This is a genomic window from Arthrobacter sp. R4 (assembly GCF_051365025.1).
GTDB lineage: Bacteria > Actinomycetota > Actinomycetes > Actinomycetales > Micrococcaceae > Arthrobacter.
Map to the genome: position 1 here is coordinate 127145 of NZ_JBLWIJ010000021.1, position 21161 is coordinate 148305.

At 64.0% G+C, this 21161-nt stretch carries 19 protein-coding genes; 9 read left to right on the forward strand and 10 right to left on the reverse strand.

The features are described from left to right. Positions 1–11: 11 nt before the first annotated feature. Positions 12–1319, reverse strand: a complete 1308-nt coding sequence (locus ACLKOZ_RS13885) for an AAA family ATPase (protein WP_436475785.1) — start codon at positions 1317–1319, stop codon at positions 12–14. Further along, entirely contained in the window at positions 1316–1927 is a 612-nt protein-coding gene (locus ACLKOZ_RS13890) for a hypothetical protein (protein WP_436475844.1), read from the reverse strand. The genes ACLKOZ_RS13885 and ACLKOZ_RS13890 overlap by 4 nt, the downstream gene beginning before the upstream one ends. A 191-nt stretch (positions 1928–2118) precedes the next feature. Here ACLKOZ_RS13890 and ACLKOZ_RS13895 point away from each other — a divergent pair, with 191 nt between their 5' ends. Continuing rightward, on the forward strand, positions 2119–2334 hold the full coding sequence (locus ACLKOZ_RS13895; RefSeq protein ID WP_436475787.1) for a helix-turn-helix domain-containing protein: 216 nt from the start codon (positions 2119–2121) through the stop codon (positions 2332–2334). Positions 2335–2372: 38 nt separating this feature from the next. Here ACLKOZ_RS13895 and ACLKOZ_RS13900 read toward each other — a convergent pair whose 3' ends face one another. Continuing rightward, positions 2373–2945, reverse strand: coding sequence for a hypothetical protein (locus tag ACLKOZ_RS13900; protein ID WP_436475789.1), 573 nt, complete (start codon positions 2943–2945; stop codon positions 2373–2375). A 144-nt stretch (positions 2946–3089) separates the two neighbouring features. Here ACLKOZ_RS13900 and ACLKOZ_RS13905 point away from each other — a divergent pair, with 144 nt between their 5' ends. Next, entirely contained in the window at positions 3090–3881 is a 792-nt protein-coding gene (locus ACLKOZ_RS13905; protein ID WP_436475791.1) for a LysM peptidoglycan-binding domain-containing protein, read from the forward strand. Between the two features lie 39 nt (positions 3882–3920). Next, the gene (locus ACLKOZ_RS13910; RefSeq protein WP_436475793.1) at positions 3921–4385 is read left to right on the forward strand and encodes an Rv3235 family protein; all 465 of its coding nucleotides are present in this window, start codon (positions 3921–3923) and stop codon (positions 4383–4385) included. Between the two features lie 105 nt (positions 4386–4490). On the opposite strand, the gene secA is transcribed toward ACLKOZ_RS13910, so the two are convergent. The 7 genes from secA to mtrA all read right to left on the reverse strand — a co-directional run bounded on the left by secA (position 4491) and on the right by mtrA (position 14786). Continuing rightward, a complete protein-coding gene (secA, locus tag ACLKOZ_RS13915) occupies positions 4491–7229 on the reverse strand; it encodes a preprotein translocase subunit SecA (RefSeq protein WP_436475795.1) in 2739 nt (912 codons plus the stop codon). 46 nt (positions 7230–7275) lie between these two features. Beyond that, positions 7276–8544, reverse strand: coding sequence for a winged helix-turn-helix domain-containing protein (locus ACLKOZ_RS13920; protein ID WP_436475797.1), 1269 nt, complete (start codon positions 8542–8544; stop codon positions 7276–7278). A 32-nt stretch (positions 8545–8576) separates the two neighbouring features. Continuing rightward, positions 8577–9302, reverse strand: a complete 726-nt coding sequence (hpf, locus tag ACLKOZ_RS13925) for a ribosome hibernation-promoting factor, HPF/YfiA family (RefSeq protein WP_337345765.1) — start codon at positions 9300–9302, stop codon at positions 8577–8579. Between the two features lie 143 nt (positions 9303–9445). After that, positions 9446–10393, reverse strand: coding sequence for a ComF family protein (locus tag ACLKOZ_RS13930; protein ID WP_436475800.1), 948 nt, complete (start codon positions 10391–10393; stop codon positions 9446–9448). A gap of 76 nt (positions 10394–10469) precedes the next feature. Next, entirely contained in the window at positions 10470–12188 is a 1719-nt protein-coding gene (locus ACLKOZ_RS13935; protein WP_436475802.1) for an LpqB family beta-propeller domain-containing protein, read from the reverse strand. Beyond that, positions 12185–14011 (reverse strand): MtrAB system histidine kinase MtrB, encoded by a 1827-nt coding sequence (gene mtrB / locus ACLKOZ_RS13940; protein WP_436475803.1) that lies wholly within the window; start codon positions 14009–14011, stop codon positions 12185–12187. The genes ACLKOZ_RS13935 and mtrB overlap by 4 nt, the downstream gene beginning before the upstream one ends. Positions 14012–14111: 100 nt before the next feature. After that, on the reverse strand, positions 14112–14786 hold the full coding sequence (gene mtrA / locus ACLKOZ_RS13945; RefSeq protein WP_337345761.1) for an MtrAB system response regulator MtrA: 675 nt from the start codon (positions 14784–14786) through the stop codon (positions 14112–14114). 212 nt (positions 14787–14998) lie between these two features. On the opposite strand from mtrA, the gene ACLKOZ_RS13950 reads away from it, so the two are divergent. From ACLKOZ_RS13950 to ACLKOZ_RS13975, 6 genes are read left to right on the forward strand one after another with little or no spacing between them, the layout of a single operon-like run. After that, a complete protein-coding gene (locus tag ACLKOZ_RS13950) occupies positions 14999–16243 on the forward strand; it encodes a DUF7847 domain-containing protein (protein ID WP_436475806.1) in 1245 nt (414 codons plus the stop codon). Beyond that, positions 16233–16874, forward strand: a complete 642-nt coding sequence (locus ACLKOZ_RS13955; RefSeq protein WP_436475808.1) for a DUF4129 domain-containing protein — start codon at positions 16233–16235, stop codon at positions 16872–16874. Before ACLKOZ_RS13950 ends, ACLKOZ_RS13955 begins: the two co-directional genes overlap by 11 nt. Further along, positions 16871–18082 (forward strand): DUF4350 domain-containing protein, encoded by a 1212-nt coding sequence (locus ACLKOZ_RS13960; RefSeq protein ID WP_436475810.1) that lies wholly within the window; start codon positions 16871–16873, stop codon positions 18080–18082. The genes ACLKOZ_RS13955 and ACLKOZ_RS13960 overlap by 4 nt, the downstream gene beginning before the upstream one ends. After that, positions 18079–19074, forward strand: coding sequence for an AAA family ATPase (locus ACLKOZ_RS13965; protein WP_337350971.1), 996 nt, complete (start codon positions 18079–18081; stop codon positions 19072–19074). Before ACLKOZ_RS13960 ends, ACLKOZ_RS13965 begins: the two co-directional genes overlap by 4 nt. Before the next feature lie 5 nt (positions 19075–19079). Continuing rightward, entirely contained in the window at positions 19080–20372 is a 1293-nt protein-coding gene (locus tag ACLKOZ_RS13970) for a DUF58 domain-containing protein (protein WP_436475812.1), read from the forward strand. Between the two features lie 46 nt (positions 20373–20418). After that, positions 20419–21132 (forward strand): DUF4166 domain-containing protein, encoded by a 714-nt coding sequence (locus tag ACLKOZ_RS13975; protein WP_436475814.1) that lies wholly within the window; start codon positions 20419–20421, stop codon positions 21130–21132. Positions 21133–21161 lie beyond the last annotated feature (29 nt).

Consider the following 21161-nt stretch of genomic DNA (forward strand, 5'->3'; position numbering starts at 1 on the left):
TTATGGTGAGCCTAACCCTTTAGTCGGCGCCTCGCTGTGGAAGAAAATACAGAGGATCTGCCTTTTTGCTGGACTGATGCACAGACCAATTGAGCGATCGCAGCCCTCAGCTTCGATTCGGGCGAGGATTCAAGTAGCAGCGAGCCTCCGAGCAGGGCCGAATCGGCAGCGGGAGCGTCTGCCGGCAGGAACGCACTGATTCCCGCGGCTGGTCCATACCTGTTCCACGCGTCGCGCAGTTGGCGTTCGGGCGCCCTGCCGACAGCGCCGGCACGGACCTTGTTCATCACCACAATCGGAGCAACATGCGGGACGGCGAGCTCAAGTTCGGCCACGCCGCGGACCAGCCGGGGCACGCCGAGAGGGTCTGCCGACCCGATGGCATAGACCGTGTCAGCGAGTTCGAGGCTCCGCAGCGTGGCTGCGTTGCGTCGCGGGGCCATGGTGTCGAAACTGAGCTCTTCATCCGCTTCCAGGCAGAATCCCGTATCGATGACCACGACATCGGCGATATCCCGGGCCCGGTCAAGAACCAGGGAAAGGGCTGCCGCGCGCAGTTCGGTCCATCTGTCCGCCCGGGTAATGCCGGTCAGGACCCGGAATGTGCCAAGCCTGGTTGCCACTGGCGCGGCAATCCTGAGCATTGCGTCGGCGTCAAGAAGTCCCTGGTCCGCGAGCCGGCAGGCCTGTGCCAGGCCTGCCGATTCGTCCAAGAGGCCCAGGACCGCCGCAACGCTGGCCCCGTAGCTGTCGGCATCAATGAGCAGCACGGATTTGCCCTCAGCGGCAAGCTCGCCCGCCATATTCACGGCTACGAAGGTCCGTCCGGGCGATCCTGTGGGACCCCAGACAGCAATGATGCTGCCGGCACCGGGAGCGTCCGGAACCTCCTCCGGCACTGCAGGCACAGGCCTTAACGCCGCGGAGGGATCGGCCAGGCCGGACGATGGATTGCCGGGCTTCAAGGAACCCCCCAATCGGCCGACAGCCTCGGAAATCCGTGCCGCCAACGCGGCAGGCTCAACACCCGAAAGAGCTGACGCGACACCGATTCCGCGGAGCCGGGATGCCTCATCAGGATCATCAGTGAGGGCGATGATCACCACGCCGACGGCGCCAAGCCTGTCCACAAGGGAGGCGGTCAATCCTTCACATCCGTCCGCGACCACGGCGGCGCGGGCCAAACCACTTTGGCAGGCGGCGAGCAATTCTGTGAGTTCGGCGCATCGACGGACCACCGTGACCGGACCGTGCAACCGTTCGAGTCCGCCGACAACATCTTCCTGCGCCTGCCCGACGGTCACTACGGGGATGCTCACGAAGCGGCCCCGCCAGGGTTCCACACCACGGCGATCTTGGCTTGATTGGCCTGGGCGCCCAGCAGCGCTGGCATTTGGCTATCTGACACCAGAACCATCAGCACGGTGCTTCGCGACGAACCCAACGCTGTAGAGCCCGACGTGACCTGCGCAATTTCGGCGTTTGGAAGGAGCAGTTTCGGCTCGTTGTATCCATTCTTCGTATCGGGTAAGGCAACCCACACGTCCACCCTTGTACCGGCTACGGCTTGGTTTGGCAGCACCTGCTCTACCGTAACCGCTACGGGCTTGCGGTCCAGGGCATCGGCGGTGCCCAGACTTTCCCGCGGAACGAGCTGGTCCTTTCCAATTCGTTGGACTGCCACCGCACCTTCAGGCAGGCCGCCCTCGACAGTGAAGTAGTGCTGTTCGGTATCACCTAGCCGCACTTTGGCGCGGACCACGTTGTCCTGCGTCAGCGCCTCACCGACCGCGATGGCATCGCGGGCCGCATAGACCTCGGTCGTCCTGTCGGCGCTGCCGACAAGCGAAATAACGCCCGCCACGGAGGCAAGGACAAGCAAAACGCCAACAAGAAGCCGAGGATCCTTCCAGGAAGGCCGTTTCAACCTCGCCGATGTGGTCCCACTATCAATACTCACGCGCAGTCTCCCCCTCGCTCCGCACCGGCGCAGTTAGCCGCACGCCGGACAACCTCATTGTTACGGCATGGAAGGCTGAACAGGAAGTCAAAAAGGCCAAAGAGCATCAGATTGTGGAAAACTGCACCGAAGGGCCCCTGAAGTGGCAAAATGGCATTATGCCCCGATTCCTCACCCTTGCAGACGTCGCAGAGCAACTCCAGATCAACTCGCCGGCAGCCTATGCACTGGTCCGCAGCGGCGAACTCAAGGCGATCCAGGTTGGCGGCCGCGGCCAATGGCGCGTGGAGGAAAAGATGCTGGAGCAGTACATCGAGGAACGCTACGCCGAAGCGAGCCGGATGATCCAGAAATCCAAGTCAAAATCAGTCTGATTCGGCCCTGTCCCTGCCGGACGCCAACAACATGAGGGCTACATTTCGCTTCTGAACGGTGACCTGACGGAGGCAAGGGCGGAAAACGGAATAGTAGACACCTGTCCCACATTCAGAGCCCGTCGGGCTTCCCCGTGCCGGAGCGCAGCCAGGTCGATGTAGTCGCGGCCTACCTTGTCGATGACGCCCGTCACTCCGGAGTCCTCCAGATCCGCCCCTCGGAGCGTGACTGTCAGCTCCCACCGGTCCCGGGCCAGGGCACGAAGGGCATTCGACAGGCCAATGCGGCTGCGCACCGCAGAAGGCTCACCCACGGAAAACCGGCCTAATCCGGCATACCTCAAAACGGCACCGTGCGGAATCAGCACCTGGTGCCGCTTGTCATTCAGGACAAAGGCATCAGCCCCCGCAAATGTCAGGGTCCCTTCCAAAAAAGCACCGGAGACGAGGTGCACCTTCACGATGGTTCCCAAGGATCCACGCAGGCGGTCCGCCAAACAGAGTCCGGCTGCATCCACTCTGGCGCGTTCAGAGATTTCGGCCTCCATCGAAAGCCTGTCGCCTTCGGCAAACTGGGCCTCCATGTCATTGAACAGGGCATCCCAACGCATTCGGCCAGAGTAAGGCGACCCCGCCGTGAGGTCAATTCACATCCTGATTCACTCCAACGCATGGACAAAAACAAGTAAAGTGGCGCAAACTATGTTTAGATACACCAAACGGCACTAAACAGCATCAAAGACCAAGGAGTAGCCATGGCAGCAACAGGGCAGGGGAAGCTTGGCACTGACGCCGGCATGGCATCGGCCGTCCTATTGTTGGGCGGCTTCCTGTTGGTCGCAGGACATGGACTCGCGGCACCGTGGGTCCTCGCCGCCGCGGGCAGACCCGGACCTGATCTGGACCAATTGCTCGGTGCCGCCACAACCGCGGCGGGCGTGGGAGTTGCCGGCTGGTGGATACTCTGCATGTCCTGCGCCTTCCTCGCGGCAGCCTTGGAACGCACGGGCCGGAAACGCGCGGCCGCTACGGCAAGCAGGTTCTGTCCGGCTTTTATGCGCCGGCTCGCGCTCGCATTCTTGGCCGTTCAGATCGTCTCCACCCCTCTCGCCCATGCCGATGAACGGGTTTCCGGACCTGGCTGGGGCCCAACGCAATCCGTCGCGGCGCCGGCTGTATGGGTACCTACCGCCGGCACAATTGCCCAAGTATCAACTGACTCCGGGGGTATGGCGTTGGAACATCAGGCTCCCCTGTCGGGGATGCATCCGAACTGGCGGCCAACTTCCCCCATTACTGAACCAGACCTCGTTGTCGCCTCGCCCTCGCGGGCCAGGCAGGCGCCTCCGACAGCGCGGGCAGGCGTCACAGTACTTGCCGGGGACACGCTCTGGGACATCGCGGCCCGGGACCTGGGATCCACCGCCTCTGACGTCGAGGTGGCCCTGCACTGGCCTCGTTGGTACCAGGCCAACAAAACTCAAATTGGTGAGAACCCGGACGTCCTGCTCCCGGGCCAAGTCCTGAAACCACCCGCCGCGGCCTAGCTGACGAAAACGCGCAGCACAATACGAAAAGGGGAAACCATGAGTGCAGTAACGCCGATCCGCCCAGCAGCGCCTGTTTCAAAGCTATCTCCAGCCGTGCGGCTGGTGCCTGACAGGACGGGACATGCCCCGCGTCCCCTCAGGGCCGTCGATGAAAAGGCGGAGGTCCTGGCAATCATACGGAGCACCGTCCAGGCTTCAATGGAGGTCTTGGCAGGAATTCGCCCAGTCCATCAACTTGCCCGCCGGCTGGACCCGCGCTGCCTTTCGGCTCTGCAACACCGCGCGTCGCTGATCCGGCGCGAGCTTGCCCGCTCATCGTCGCCGTCGTTGGCGAGGCTGCACAAAAACTCCGTCGTGAGGTCAGTCCGGCTGTGCGAGGCCGCTCCGGGCATCTACGAAGCAAGCGCCGTCGTCGTTGACGACGTGCGGGCACGTGCGGTGGCTGTCCGGCTGGAACAAAGCAAGGAGCTGTGGCGCGTCACTGAACTCGTGATTGGCTGATCCCCCGCAGCCGGAGTCACAGGGAAGGGCCCGGAACTCTGGTTCCGGGCCCTTCCCTGTGGTTCTCACGTCTTGGGTCAGACGTCGTTGTTCATTTGCCAGTGATCAGCGGCGCTTCTTCTTGGCTGGCTTCTTGCTGGCATCCTGCACGGCCGCCTTAGCCGGGTTGCCCGACCGTCCGGATGAACGGCTTTCTACGCGTGTCTGGCTTGCGCCGTCTTCACCCGGTGCCGTGTACTGCAGCTGCGCAGGCTTCTCCGGTGCTTCCAGGCCAGCGGCATGGATCTGTGGCTCAACGTGCTCGGTGTGCCCGCCTGCGGCATCGGCAACCACAACATCCTGTGCCGGGGTTACCTCCACTTCAAGGTTGAACAGGAAACCCACGCTCTCCTCACGGATGGCTTCCATCATGCTCTGGAACATTGTGAAACCCTCGCGCTGATACTCCACGAGCGGGTCACGCTGGGCCATGGCACGCAAGCCAATGCCTTCCTTAAGGTAGTCCATCTCATAAAGATGTTCCTGCCACTTGCGCCCTATGACGGAGAGCACCACCCTGCGCTCCAGCTCGCGCATGCTGTCCGAGCCGATGGCCTCCTCACGCGCCTGGTACACCAGCTTGGCGTCGGAAAGAAGCTCTTCCTTGAGGAACTCCACGGTGAGCCGGGACTTTCCGCCGGCCTCTTCGATGATGTCCTCTGCGGTAACGCTCACCGGATAGAGGGTTCTCAGGTTGGTCCAGAGCTGGTTGTAGTCCCAGTCATCGCCGTTGCCTTCGGCTGTGGCGGCGTCGATAAGAGCAGTGATGGTGTCTTCGATAAAGAACTGCACCTTTTCGTGCAGGTCGTCGCCTTCAAGGATCCGCCGACGGTCGCCGTATATTGCTTCGCGCTGCCGATTCAGGACGTCGTCGTACTTCAGGACGTTCTTGCGCTGTTCGGCGTTGCGGCCCTCCACCTGCCCCTGGGCAGAGGCGATGGCGCGGGACACCAGCTTGGATTCGAGCGCGACATCGTCCGGCACCGAACTGTTCATCAGGCGCTCTGCTGCCCCTGAGTTGAAGAGCCGCATCAGGTCATCGGTCAGGGAAAGGTAGAACCGCGATTCGCCGGGATCACCCTGACGGCCGGAGCGGCCCCTGAGCTGGTTGTCAATGCGGCGGGACTCGTGCCGTTCGGTGCCCAGGACATAGAGCCCGCCGAGGCTCAGCACTTCCTCGTGCTCGTCTTTGACCGACTGCTTGGCCGCTTCGAAGGCAGCCGGCCACGCGGCCTCGTACTCCTCGGAGTTCTCTTCGGGGTCCAGTCCGCGCTTGGCGAGCTCAGCGACAGCCGTGAATTCGGCATTGCCGCCCAACATGATGTCGGTGCCACGGCCGGCCATGTTCGTTGCGACAGTGACAGCACCCTTGCGGCCAGCCTGGGCCACAATGGCAGCCTCGCGGGCATGGTTCTTGGCGTTCAGGACTTCGTGCCTGATGCCCTCCTTGGCGAGCAGCCCGGAAAGGTATTCGCTCTTCTCGACGCTCGTGGTGCCCACCAGGACGGGCTGGCCGTTTTCGTGGCGCTCAGCAATATCCTTCACCACGGCGTCGAACTTCACTTTTTCGTTTTTGAACACGAGGTCGGACTGGTCGATCCGCTGCATGTCGCGGTTGGTGGGAATAGCCACAACGCCGAGCTTGTAGGTGCCCATGAACTCTGCGGCCTCGGTCTCCGCGGTGCCCGTCATGCCGGAGAGCTTGCCGTACATGCGGAAATAGTTCTGAAGCGTCACCGTGGCAAGGGTCTGGTTCTCAGCCTTGATCTCGACGCCTTCTTTAGCCTCGATCGCCTGGTGCATCCCCTCGTTGTACCGCCGGCCGGCAAGGATACGGCCAGTATGTTCGTCGACGATCAGGACTTCGCCGTCCAGGATGACGTAGTCCTTGTCGCGCTTGAACAGTTCCTTGGCCTTGATGGCGTTGTTCAGGAAGCCGATGAGCGGTGTGTTGGCAGACTCGTAGAGGTTCTGGATACCAAGGTAGTCCTCGACTTTTTCAATACCGCTTTCCAGGACGCCGACCGTGCGCTTCTTCTCGTCCACCTCGTAGTCGTGTTCAGGCTGCAGGCGGAGAACTACCTTGGCGAACTCGCTGTACCAGCGGTTGGTGTCACCTTGGGCGGGCCCGGAGATAATCAGCGGCGTGCGGGCCTCGTCGATCAGGATGGAGTCGACCTCATCCACGATGGCGAAGTGGTGCCCACGCTGGACCAGCTCGGACTTGTCCCAAGCCATGTTGTCGCGCAGGTAGTCGAAACCGAATTCGTTGTTAGTGCCGTAGGTGATGTCCGCGGCATACTGCTCCCGGCGAACGGACGGATCCTGGTTGGACAGGATGCATCCGCTGGTCAGGCCGAGGAACCGGTAAACGCGGCCCATCAGGTCTGACTGGTATTCGGCCAGGTAGTCGTTAACCGTGATGACATGGACGCCGTTGCCGGTCAGGGCGTTGAGGTAGGCCGGAGCAGTGGCCACCAGGGTTTTACCTTCACCAGTCTTCATCTCGGCGATATTGCCCAGATGAAGGGCGGCGCCGCCCATCATCTGGACATCAAAGTGGCGCATGCCCAAGGTTCTGGATGAGGCCTCCCGCACTGCGGCAAAGGCCTCTGGCAGAAGGTCATCCAGCTTCTCGCCGTCCTGGTGGCGCGCCCGCAGGCGGTCGGTTTCTTCCCGGAGTTCGGCATCAGTAAACGTCTTGAACGAGTCTTCGAGAGCATTAATGGAATCGGCATAGTTCCGCAGTTGACGCAGGGTTTTTTTGTCACCCGTACGGAGAAGTTTTTCGATAAGTGATGCCACGTGAAGATGCTCCCAGTCTCTGCCGCCGAATTCTGGCGTTTTTAGTCTACGGGAGAGACACCGGCCGCGATGCCTGTGTTCCCTGAGAGCGGATAGCACTTCCAGCCGCTCCAACGGCTGCAGCCAGGTCCCCCGCCAGGTCTCCTGTCGGGCTGACCAGAACGTCCCCCAGCCCAAGCCATTCAGCCATCAGTTCCAGCTCGGCTGCAAGTTCGACGGCGGTCTCCGGCGGGGCGTCCGGCTCGCCGTAGGCGGACCTGACCAACAGCTTTCCGGCCGCACGGTCGGCCTTGAGGTCGACCCGCGCCACCAAGCTTTCGCCCAGCAGGAACGGGAGCACGTAGTATCCGAAGCGCCGCCGGTGCTCGGGGGTGTAAATCTCGATGCGGTAGTGGAAGCCAAACAGTTCCTCAAGTCGACGGCGTTCAAAGACCAACGAGTCAAAGGGACTCAAGAGGGCCCGGCCTGCGGCCCGACGCGGCATCCTGGCTTCAGCGTGCCGGTAGACCTTTCTGTTCCAGCCGGTAACGGTCACTGGCTCCAGCCGTCCGGAACCCACCAGACGTTCTACTGCAGCGCCAGCGGGCTTGATCGGCATGCGGAAATAGTCAGCGAAACATCTCAGTGTTCCGATGCCGTGGGCCTGGGCTGCCGCATCGATCAGCCGATACATGGACTCGTCAGGGTCCCGCGGGCCCTCCGCCGGGGCTTGCCGATCGGGGACAACCCTCGCGGTGAGCGTATATCTGCGCTCGAACTGTTCCGTTCGCGACGCCGCGGAAACGAGGCCGGCTTCAAACAAATGTTCCAGAACCCTTTTGACGGCATTCCAGTTCCACCCCCAGTTGTCATCCCGGCGGTCCTCGACATGCCCGATTTCCACTGTCAGTTCAGCCGCCGTCATGGCACGTCCGCGGGCCAGAACGTCCAGGATCTTTCCGGCCACGGCTTCGCGCAGCACCGGGTCCATGGCCGCGGCCCCAACCCACTTACGCTTCTGCCACTGCACCAGGTCCTGGTAATGCTCGGGCCGGATGTAACTGGCTTCATGTGCCCAGTACTCCATCATTCGCCGCGGGTGCGTGCTGGACATCCGCTGCAGAATGCTGCGGTCGTAGTTGCCCAAGCGCGAGAAAAAAGGAAGAAAGTGGCTCCGCGAGACCACATTTACGGAATCGATCTGGACCAGCTGCAGCTGGGCAAAGGTACGGCCCACCGTCCGTGAAGTCACGGGTCCGGAGGGCCGTCCTTTGTCCAGGCCTTGGGCTGCCAGTGCGATCCGCCGCGCCTGTTCAAGGCTCAGCGTCGCCGCCACATCAGTCCTTTCGATGGATGGTGTACACCACCCTAGATCCTGGCAGCCTCGTCATCCGAGCGGTAGGCAAGGATCTTTTCTTCAACAACCTGTTCGCCCGGTTCGCACTCATGGTCCAGGGTAATGACGCCGTATGTCCAGCCGCGGCGGCGGTAAACGACGGAAGGTGTGTTCGTGGCTTTGTCCACAAACAAGTAGAAATCGTGACCCACCAGTTCCATGTTGTCCACGGCATCGTCAAGCGAGAGGGATGCTGCGGGGAAGACCTTGCGCCTGATCAGTACGGGCGAATCCCCAGCCGGAATGTCGTTCTCAACGTCGTACGGCGATTTTTCGGCTGCCACGGCCGCCGGTTCGTTACGGTGGCTTGCCTCGACATAAATGGGCTCATGGGCACTTGCTGGCTCCAATGACGCGGTAGCTTCGCGGACCGCCTTGGGCGTGTGGCGTCCGTGGTGGACCTTCTTGCGGTCCTTTGCGCGGCGAAGACGTTCAAGCAGCTTGTTATAGGCGAGGTCGAAGGCAGCGAATTTGTCTGCGGCGCTGGCTTCGGCACGGATTACGGGCCCACGTCCCAGGACAGTCACTTCAACGGTGAGCTGGTCGCCGGCCTGGCGGGCGTTGGTTTCTTTCGAGACCTTCGCATCCACCCGCTGGACCTTGTCGCCGAGCGATTCGATCTTCGAGATCTTTTCACCGGCATATTCGCGGAAGCGGTCTGAGACCGTCAGATTTCGTCCGCTGATCATAAACTCCATGGTGCCCTCCAAATGACTTCGGTGACACGACGGCGGCACTTCCTAGGGCCGATCTGCTTGACAGTCGAGCCCCTTTCCGAGCCGCTATCGACAGGTACATCTGTTCTTGGTACCCACAACCGACGTTAGTTCATAGCCACAGGTTATTCATCCTTTCTTCGTTTATTTTTTTCTATGTCAGGCCCCATTCCGCCAGCTTCCGCCGATACCGTTCCGCCGCCAGCTGAATCGGGGGGGCGTGTCGCTGCGAGGACCACTGCGCCGGCCACAATGGCCCCGCTTTCGTGCAGTGCGCGGGCAGCTTCGGCGAGTGTCGCACCGGTGGTCAGCACGTCGTCGATGATGATGCAGCCGCGGCCGGCTACGCCGTCGGCCTTCCGCGCCGGGACCCTCATCGATCCACGGACGCGGCTGGCGCGGGCTCCACGGCCCAGGCCTTTTTGACCGCCGGGCAGCCCTCCGGGTCCCCTTCGCCACCGCGACTTCCGCAGCACATCAAACACTGGAGTGTCCGTCAGCCTGCTCGCAGGGCCAAGCAGCAGATGCACAGGGCTGAAACCCCTCCGCACGAAGGCACCGGTGCTGCTCGGAACAGGCACCAGGGCGATCTGGTCTTCGTGCTGCGCAGCGGCAGCGATGGCGCGGACCAGTGCCCGCGACAGAACACGCCTGAGCTGGTGCTGGCCGTGGCCCTTAAATGAAAGGACCGCCTGCGCCAGCTCGTCCCGGTATGCGCCGGCCGCCACGACGGGGAGTATCACGCTGCCGTCGACATCCATGAGTGCAGGCGCCTGCGCTTCGGCCCGGAACGGGTGGCGGGTCAAGTGCCGGACCCGCCGTTCGCAGGCCACGCACAGGACCAGGTCTTCAGCGCCGCAGCAGACGCAGTCGACGGGGACGGCCAGCGCCAGCAACTCAGCAGCTGCGGCGGCCCCCAGGTCGGCTGCACGCATCAGCCGCCGGCGGTGCACTCCCCTGTGTTTGGCCGCTTGCAGTGACGTCGGCCGAAGGTCTGGATCCGCGGGCAACGAATCAATGGCCAGCAGACGGGCGGTGCCGTCTTTGTTTTCGGTGGATGCTGGTGCGGACACCCCTTCATCCTGCCGGCCCGGAGACTCCCGGCGAAGGGCCTGCGCCTCCTATGTGGAAAAGACCGGCACGCTGCGCTCAGCCGGCAAAGGACGGGTCAACCGGGCCCTTGAGCTGCGGCGACCAGCCGTTCCCCAGCCGCTGGAAGATGCCGTCGGCGGATTGGCCGTAGATCTCCTCGGCGCCGTTGCCCGCACTGAGCCCCACCAGACCGGGCCACGGCGCGAGCTGCTGTGGCTGCCCTGAAGTCAGCGACAACAGCTCAGGGGTCACGTTTGCTGCTGCCGCGCCCTTCATGACCGCCACAACGGTGTCACTCACCCAAACACCCTGGTCCGGTTCGCTCCCGGTGGCCAGCGTGATGGGCGGCGTCAACTCCTTTGGTGTCCCGTCGGCCGCACGGATGACGCCCGCAACCTGCACTCGGGTCTTCCCGTTTTGTTCGGAGATGACAAGCACCCGCACGCCTTCACGGGAAACCCTCAGGTCCTTCACCGTCCTTCCGGCAAGCCACGCCGGAGCCAGGGTAACGTTCGGCACGTCCGCGCCTTGTGCCACCCCCGCCGGCCGGTAAGCCACGATTTCCGTACCGCCGGCAGCCCCCGGGCCGGCCGTCCATACCCAGTCATGGAGACTGAAGGACGGATGCGTGAGCGTGGTGCGAGTGGTGAGTGCCCTCGCGGGCTGGCCCGGGACCATGCTGTAGAGCGTGGTCCGGCTTTCATTGAGGAAGGCAACGCTCTGGGACACCGGCGATTCCGCCGGGTAGCGCGGACCCAGGGCGGACACCGGCTGCATGTCCGGCAGCGGGGAAACACGGTTGTTCTCATAGCGGACCAACTCATTGCCGCTGACGGCGATCTGCCGGGCCGGGACGCCCTTGTTCTGTACAGGCGGCAGCACCGAACCGTTGTCCTCCACCCGGACCAGGTCCTGGTTGGCACGCAGCTCAACGTTAACTACGTCCGGCTGGCTGCGGAAGGTCAGCGCGAGCTGCGTCTGCATCCGCAACCTGTCCTCCGTGGACGCCTCAGACAGTTCCTTGGCCGTGAGATCCACCTGCGCCGCGCCTGACACGACGGGGACGGATTCCCTGGCAAGTTTGATGCCGGACGGGAACGCACTGACCACAGCACCGCGGAGATAGGGGGCGGGGCCGGCGAGCAGGGCGCTGGTCATTGCCTTGACGGTTTTGTTCTTGATGAACCACCGGACGTCGGGAACGGCGTAGGTGAAACTCGGATCGTAGAAGTAGATCGGATACGCGCCGTAGATGACCTTAAAGGTCTCCTCCGGGATGGCTGTCCCGTCCGGAATGGCCGAGATCCGCCACTCACCGTCCACCTGGGTTACCGTGGCGGGAATATTCTCCTTGGTACCCTCGGGGGTTTGCGTTGCGATCCCGTCTGCGTCGACTGTATACGCCACGTCCAGTTCGTAGTTATAGACGTTTTCGACGGCAGTGCGCACCACGCGTGCCTCGCGGTACACCAAGGCACGCTGGTCCGGTTTCCAGGCCACCGAGGAGGCCTGGGTCAGATATTCGCGGGCAACAGCGTAGTCATCCTCATAGCCACTCCCGGCACGATAAAAGTCTTCAATGATGTTCTCGGGGGCAGCACCGGGCTGCGGCGCGGCCGGCAGGAAGACCGGGGCGTTCAGGTTGCCCGCGCTTTCATCGGTGCTCTTCCCGACCGGTCCGGCGGTCGGGATCCGCGCGCAGCCGGCGACGAAAAGAACCAGCAGCAGCAGGAGGACAGCTGCCTTGGTGCGCCGACGCGGCTGCGGGCCTGTCATGACGGCTCCTTGGGCGGCACGTGCACTGCGGTCTTTGATGATGGAGGCGCTTCCTTGCGAACAGTTTGAGCCCCAGCGGGCTCGGCCGCCGGGCCCTTACCCAAGACCAGGACGTCATTCGACCCTGCTGGCACGTCCGGCAGCACGATGTCCTCCGGTTCAAGCTGCACCGGCGATTTGTCGATCTCTTCACCCTGCCGGAGGGGTACAGTCAGCCGGAAGTTGGCTCCACTGCCCTTTTTCCCCCATGCCTGCAGCCAGCCGTTGTGAAGCTTGGTGTCTTCCATGGCAATGGACAGCCCCAGCCCGCTTCCGCCGGTAGTGCGCGCCCGGGCGGGATCTGCTCGCCAGAACCTGTCAAACACCCGCGCAGCTTCGGCAGGAGTCATGCCAATGCCTTGGTCCCGCACGGCCACCCCGACGGCCGTCTGGTTGGCGGCCACTGTGATTGTCACGGGCTTTCCTTCCCCGTGTTCCACGGCGTTCAGGATCAGGTTTCGCAGAATCCTGTCGATCCGGCGTGAGTCCATCTCCACCACGATCCCGCCCGCCGGCGCCCGAAGGACGATCTCCGAACCGTATTCAGCCGCCACGGGCGCGGCACCTTCAATGACATGGGCGATGACCTGAAGGATATCCTCCGGTTCGGCGTCAAGCATGGCCACACCGGCGTCAAAGCGCGAGATCTCCAGGAGGTCGGACAACAGTGATTGGAACCTCTCCACCTGGTTGTACAGCAGTTCAGCAGAGCGTTTGTTGATGGGATCGAAATCATGGCGCGCATCGAAGAGCACTTCCGCCGCCATCCGGACGGTGGTCAGCGGTGTCCGCAGTTCATGGGAAACGTCCGAGACGAACCGCTGCTGCATTTGCGACAGCGTGGCCAGCTGGGTGATCTGCTCCTGCAGGCTGGCGGCCATGTGGTTAAACGACGCTCCAAGGCGGGCTACCTCGTCCTCGCCCTTGACTACCATGCGCTCCTGCAACTGGCCCGCCGCCAGTTTTTCGGAGACCACGGCGGCATGGCTGACCGGGCTGACCACGTTGCGTGTCACGTACCAGGCAATGGCGCCGATCATCAACACCAGCACCGCCCCACCGGCCCAAAGTACGCTCTGGATCTCATCGAGGGTTTGCTGCGCGGTGTTCAGGTCGTAGATCAGATAGAGCTCATACACTGTTCCGTTGAAGGTCACCTTGTTGCCGACGGCAATGCCGGGCCGGTCTTCGGTGCCCACGGGAATCACTGTAGAGGCCCAGTACTGGTCCTTGCCGGATTCCTGAACCGCCTTGCGCAGGTCCGGCGGGATGACACTGACTGTCAGTTGGTCAGAAGCCCGGGATTCCACCCAGCGGTTGCGGGGCTTGGTCTGCTGCGGCATGGCTTCAAAAACGTACCGCCGCTGGATCACCGAACCCCGGCCCTCGACCGCGTTCAGGGTGTCGTAGACCAGGGTGATGACGCTGGACTGGTCGGTGACCTGGGCACCGTCAAAGGTGTCCTGAACCTGTTTAACGTTGTAGCGGGTCTCGGACTCGGCCTGGGTAAGGCGCTCCTGGAACAGGTTGTTGGCGATCTGGTTCGAGAGGTAGGCACCCACCACGGCAAACGATGTCACAGCCAGCAGCAGCGTTGTCAGGACCGTCCGGAATTGCAGGGAACGGCGCCACCGGCGATGCAGGGACTGCACGATGTACCGCAAGGCTGGGAAGAACCGGCTGATACCAGTGCGGATGAGGCGGGCAACACGGAGGCCGACGATGACTGCCCGGCGTTTCCAGATCCGGGCGCGGAAGGGAAGCTGCTCAAGACCAGCCGCCAAAGAGTCTGTGTGCTCAGGGGCAGCGTGATGTTCTTCCGGACGTGCAGCGTGGTCTTCTGCGGATACATCCGGAGCGCGTCCGCCATCTGCTCCTGTTGGGTCAGGAACCTGCTTTGTAGCCGACACCACGAACCGTCAATACTACTTCCGGGGCCTCCGGGTCCCGTTCGATCTTTGACCGGAGGCGCTGTACATGGACATTTACCAGCCTCGTATCCGCTGCATGGCGGTATCCCCAGACCTGCTCAAGCAGCAGTTCCCGGGTAAACACCTGCCACGGCTTCCGGGCCAGGGCGACCAACAGATCGAACTCCAGCGGAGTGAGGGAAATGCGTTCGTTTCCGCGGTTGACGGTGTGGCCCGCCACATCAATGGTGACATCGGCAATCCGAAGGGTTTCGGGAGCCTTCTGGTCCCCCGGCCTTAGCCGCGCCCTGACCCGCGCCACAAGCTCGGCTGGTTTGAACGGCTTGGGGACATAATCATCGGCACCGGACTCCAGTCCGCGGACGACGTCGGACGTATCCGACTTGGCAGTGAGCATCACGATGGGCACGTCCGATTCGGACCGGATCTGCCGGCAGACCTCAATGCCATCCACGCCGGGAAGCATCAGGTCCAGCAGCACGAGGTCCGGCTTCGATGAACGGAACACATCCAGCGCCTGGCTGCCGTCAGCGCAGAAGACCGGCTCAAAGCCGTCATTGCGCAGGACAATTCCGATCATCTCGGCCAGCGCTTCGTCATCGTCAACTACCAGGATGCGTGCCTTCATAGTTATATATTCCCTTATTGACCACCCTTTGTCCTGTTGATCGCCGCCACGGCATGGCGCAACGCTATGATGCCGGGCGCCGGAACTATAGGCTGGGATCGTGCCGGCCCTCGCCGGACGCCTTGGCCGCTGACCTGCGGCAACAGGCGCCCGCCCGCAAGTGTCCGGTTCCGCTCGGGGGAAGGAACAGGTTGTCACAGCAGGATCCGAACGTGCAGCAGCCACCACGGGGCGGCGGGCCGCCATGGCAGCCGCAACCTGGTTTCGGCCCGCCCCAATGGGGAGGCCAGCCTACATGGGGACCACCCACTGGCCCGGCGCATCCAACGCAGTGGGGCCAGCCGCCCTACAACCCCTACGGCGGTCCGCCGCCCTACCGCCAGCCGCAATACGTTGCCCCGCCCAAACCCGGCATTATCCCGTTGCGGCCGCTGATGTTCGGCGAAATCATTGACGGCTCCTTCCAGACCATCAGGCGCAATGCCAAGGCAATGTTGGGCGCGGCCCTGCTGGCCCAGTCGCTGGCCGTGGTCCTGACCGCCGTCCTGACGGCAGGCTCGGTGGCCTCCGCAGCCTCCCTGGAAAGCTGGATCGAGGGCCTCAACGATCAAGACATGGCGGCGGCGGGTTTGGCCTTCCTGGCAGCAACCCTGCTCGTAGTCGTCCTGACGGTATTCCTTTCGGCAGTCCTCCAAGGGGCCATGGTGGTGCCCGTGGCCCGTTCCGTCCTCAACCGCACCACGGGCTTCCGGCAAATGTGGACGCTGGCCAAGGCACATGCCGGCGCACTCATCCGGCTTGCCTGCCTGATAGTCCTCGGCTGGCTGTTGGGCGTAGCACTGTTTGTAGGCCTGGCGGTCGCCGTGATCGCTGCAGCCGGTGGAATTGGCGCGCTCATCCTGATCCCCTTCGGATTCGGCGGCTTCGCTCTTTTCATCTGGATCTATATCAAAATCCTGGTGGCCCCTGCCGCGGTCGTCATCGAGGAACTGGGCGCCATCGACGGACTCCGCAGGTCCTGGCAGCTGACCCGGGCAAACTGGTGGCGGGTCCTGGGAATCACCTTGGTGGTGGCCATCATGGTGGGCGTCATCGCCCAGGTGGTGACCATCCCTGTGAGCCTGCTTCCGGCGTTCTATACGTCTGTTGTCTCGCCCCATGGCGGCTCGGATCAGGCGATGGCAGCAGCTGTGGTCGTGGCCGTCATCACCGCCATCGTCACCGCACTTGTCGGCGCCGTAGGTTACGCCTTCCAGACGGCGGTGATGGCCCTGCTCTACCTGGACTTGAGGATGCGGAAGGATGGCCTGGACATCGCACTTCTGCGCCTGATGGAATCCGGGGCCGAGCCCGACGGCGTTCCAGGCCGCGGCATCCCGGTACACGGCTGGCCAGCACAGGGTGGACCTTCCAACAATGCAGGACCCGTGTACCGTGCCTGGCCCGATGTCCGTTGAACCTCCCGTCCTGCCCGACGCCGACGAAGCCCGCCGCTGGGCCGTGGAGGAACTGGCCAAACCTGAGTACCGAAGTGCCGAACCTGGCTGGCTGGATGCGCTGTGGCGCGACTTCCTGGACTGGCTCGCATCGCTGGACGGCCCTTCCGGCTTGGAAGGAAATATTGCGGCGCCGCTGACGGGGGTGGTCATAGCAGTCCTGATAGCCGCCGCCATTGTCGTAGCACGGCCGCGCTTGAACGCCCGCACGAAGAAGCCGCAGGAGGTGTTCGACGACGACACCTCCGTCAGTGCCTCGGACTACCGGGGAAGCGCCGCAGCCGCAGCGGACCGCGGAGACTGGGGCGCCGCCGTCGTGCACCGATTCCGTGCGCTGGTCCGGGCCGCCGAAGACCGAAGCATCCTCGACGCCAGGCCGGGCAGGACCGCAGACGAAGTGGCAAGCGAACTGGCCGGCGTTTTTGTTCCTGAGGCACAGCGACTCGACCGGGCCGCCAGGACCTTCGACCGGATCCGCTACGGCCACGGCGCCGCAGAGCGTGCTGACTACGAGGCCATGACAGCCCTCGAGGCTTCCCTGCAGTCCCTGAGGCCCGGCGACGCTCCGGCCTCTCCTGTGGGCGCCCCATGACAACGGACATCGACGCCCACCCAGCCGTATCTGGTGATGCAACCCCGCAGCCCGTCGCTGGCGGGCTGGCGGGCTGGGGCAGGCGCCACCGCGGCCAGGCAGTCGCGGCTGCGGTGTTCGCCGTCGCGCTGGCCGTCACGATCATCACGCAACTGGCCCCGAAGGGTGACTCGGTTCCCCTGTCCATAAGGAATGCAGGGCCCGACGGCGGACGGGCAGTCAGCGAAATCCTGGGCCGGCACGGGGTGGATGTTGCCGGCGTCGACTCCTTCAGCACGGCACTGGCTGCCCTGCAGGCCGGCACGGATTCAACGCTGCTGCTGTACGACCGGAACGGCATCCTTGACGAATCGCAGCTGGAACGGCTCACCGTAGAGGCCACGCGCGTGGTGCTCGTGACTCCGCGGCTCAGTACCCTGACGGCGCTGGACGCCGGAATCAGCCAGGCCGGGGTGGTGCCTGAAACCTCCCCCACGCTGGAGCCCGGGTGCTGGAACGACGCCGCCGAAACAGCGGGAACGGTTTCCGGGGAGTCCGGATTCCTGTACAGCGTTGAGGGCGATGGCGGGAACACTGTGTGCTACCGCCCGCCCGGTTCAGAGGCCGGCCTGCTCGCGACCACCGAAGACGGGACACTGTCAGTCCTGGGAAGCACTGAACTGATCAGCAACGCCGGGCTCGATGAACGCGGCCATTCGGCCCTTGCCCTCCGCACCCTCGGTGGTTCCGGCGACTTGGTCTGGTACCTTCCCGGACTGGCCGACGTGAGCGGAGCCGGATCCCCGCAAACGCTCAACGATCTCGCTCCTGACTGGGTGGCGTTCCTCGGTCCATGGCTGGTGTTCGTCGCCGCCCTTGCCATCCTCTGGCGTGGCCGCCGCTTTGGTCCGCTCGTTTTTGAGCCGCTGCCTGTGGTGGTTAAGGCCGCGGAAACCGCGGAGGGCAGGGCGCGCCTCTATCACGATTCCCATGCCGTGGACCGCGCCCGGGACAACCTCCGGGCGGGTACGTTGGTCAGGCTGGCCAAAGAACTGCGGCTGGGACCCGATGCCTCGGCCGATGACGTTGCCCGGGCCGTGGCGCGGATTGTCGACCGGCCTGAGGGCAGCCTGCGGGAATTGATCAATGAACGGCCAGTGAACGAAGCCAGGCTGGTGCGATGGTCCCAGGAGCTGGACAACCTAGAGAACGAGGTAAGAACCCGATGAATGAACACCTCCGCGGCCCGCAGATCCTGGACCCTATGCAGCACGATCCTGCGCGGCAGGCGCTCCTGGAGGTCCGGAACGAGGTGGCCAAGGCCGTGGTGGGCCAGGACTCGACCGTCACCGGGATGCTGATCGCGCTCCTCGCCCAGGGGCATGTACTGCTCGAGGGCGTACCGGGCGTGGCAAAGACGCTGCTCGTTCGGGCGCTCTCGGCGTCGTTGAGCCTGGACACCAAACGCGTACAGTTCACTCCTGACCTGATGCCCGGCGATGTGACGGGATCCTTGGTTTACGACTCCCACACCTCGGAGTTCAGTTTCCGCGAGGGGCCGGTCTTCACCAATATCCTGCTGGCCGACGAAATCAACCGCACACCGCCTAAGACTCAGGCATCGCTGCTGGAAGCAATGGAAGAGCGCCAGGTTTCGGTGGACGGAGTTTCCCGGCCATTGCCTGCGCCCTTCCTCGTGGCAGCAACGCAGAACCCGGTGGAGTACGAAGGGACCTACCCCCTGCCCGAGGCCCAACTGGACCGGTTCCTGCTCAAGCTCACCATGCCGCTTCCGAACCGAACGGAGGAGATGGAGGTGATCCGTCGGCACGCGTCCGGATTCAGCCCCCGAGACCTGGCCGGCGCTGGTGTCCGGGCAGTCGCCGGCGCGCAGGACCTTGAGCGCGCGCGGCAGGCGGTGGCCAACGTCGCCGTCGAACCCGAGATCATCGGCTACATCGTGGACCTGGTCCGCGCCACCAGGGCGGCACCTTCATTCCAGCTGGGTGTTTCTCCCCGGGGAGCCACAGCGCTCCTGAACACCTCGCGGGCCTGGGCGTGGATGTCCGGCAGGAGCTTCATCACCCCCGACGACGTCAAGGCCCTGGCGTTGCCCTGCCTCCGGCACCGGGTGGCACTCCACCCGGAAGCGCAAATGGACGGCGTCCGGGTGGATGACGTGCTGACCAGCATCCTGGCCTCCGTGGCCGTTCCCCGCTGACCGGGATGGCACTGTCCGGGCGCTTTGTGGTCCTTGCCCTGCTGGGGCTGTTGCCGGTGCTGTTGTTGCCCGGATGGTGGACCGTCCTGGCCGTTATCGTTGTGCTCGCAGCAATCCTGGGCCTTGAGCTTGGCCTCGCGGCGTCCCTGCGCGCCATCGAGGTCCAGCGCCAGGATCCGGGCCAGGTGACCCTGAACGGCGTGGCCCATTCAATCCTGACGGTCCGCAACCAGGGCAGGCGCCAGTTGCGTGGGTTCATCCGGGACGCCTGGCAGCCCTCGGCCGGGGCGCATCACCCGGTCCAGCCGTTGGACATCCCCGCCGGTGAGCGTCGCCGCGTGCAGGTTACGCTCCGGCCCGTCCGGCGCGGAGTCCTCCTGGCTCCGCACGTCACCCTCCGTTCCTACGGGCCGCTGCGGCTTGCGGCCCGGCAGCGCACCGTGCCCTGCCCGGGGTCCCTCCGCGTCCTGCCGCCCTTCCACTCCCGCCGGCATCTGCCGTCCAAACTGCGTAAATTGCGTGAACTTGACGGCAAAGCTGCTGTGCAGATCCGCGGGGCGGGCACGGAGTTCGATTCGTTGCGGGACTATGTGCGCGGTGATGACGTCCGGTCGATTGACTGGCGGGCCACCGCCCGCCGTTCCGCCGTCGTCGTACGGACCTGGCGGCCGGAACGGGACAGGCGCGTGGTCATTGTGCTGGACACTTCACGGACGTCGGCGGCGCGGATCGAGGATGAGCCGCGCCTGGACACCGGCATGGAAGCTGCCCTGTTGCTGGCGGTCCTGGCCGAACGCGGGGGTGACAGGGTGGACTTCCTTGCCTTCGACCGGCGCCCGCGGGCAAGGGCCGGATCGGCAGTGTCCGGAAACCTCCTGGGCCAGCTTGTTCAGGCCATGGCTCCCTTGGAGGCCGAACTGATAGAGATGGACTGGCAGGGGATCCCGGGCCAGATCAGGGCCGTATCGGCCCACCGTTCGCTGGTGGTGCTCCTGACGTCCCTCGAAGGCGGAGCCCCTGAGGAAGGGCTTATCCCTGTGGCCACGCGGCTGGCAGCCCAGCACGTGGTGGTGGTGGCCGCTGTGCGTGACCCGCTGTTGGGCCAGATGCTCAAGGAACGTGAGACTGCTGCTGGCGTTTTCCGGGCTGCTGCGGCCGAACGCACGCTGCTGGAACGCGAGGCCGTTACCGCCCAGCTCCGCCAGCACGGGGTGGAAGTCGTGGATGCCGAACCCCACCAGTTGCCGCCTCGCTTGGCAGACATGTATATCCGGCTGAAGGCGGCGGGTAGATTGTGAGATCACGGAAAAGCGCCGGCGCCCATTTAGCCACCAGGAGGTCATGATGAATATCCCTATATACCGGCAGGCTCTGGGTGCGGACTTCGACCGGCTGCAGCCAGAACTCCAGGACTACTTTTCACTCGTGCCCGGTTCGGGGCAGTACGGCATCGGCGAAGGCGTGTTCGACGTCGTCGGTTGCAGGCAGCGCTGGCTGCAACCGCTGCTGAAACTGACGTCCGGGGAGGAGGCCTTCTTCCCCGAGTACGGCGAGCGCATTCCTTTCAGGATCGAAAACCATGCCCACGAAGATCCCTTTGGACGGTCCAGCCTGACAGCCCGGCGCGAGATCAGGTTCCCTGGCCGGACCCGGATCTTCCAGGACACAACCAGCGTGACTGAATCAAACGACGGCCCACGGCTGGTGGACTACGTGGGCCGGTTCCGGCGGCTGGTTACCGACTTGAACCTCAGCGTCACGGAATCGGGCCGCCTCCGGGGTGTTTCGGAAGCTTCCCGGCTGTTCCTCGGCCCGCTCCGGATCCCGCTGCCTCCCGCTCTCGATGCCAAAGCCTACGCCGAGCAGTGGTGGGACCCTGCCGCCGGGGAACATGGCAAACACCGCATCCAGGTCAAAGTTCTCCAGCCGCAGATCGGGCTGGTCCTGGTGTATGCCGGCAGCTTTGACTACCGGCTGCGTCCCTATGCGGGCGGGAGTTCGGCCCGGAGTTTCCTGCCCCGATACGCGCATCCGGACCGCTGGGAGGACCGGACCTGACAGGCGGCCCGCAGCACTGCCTGGCGACG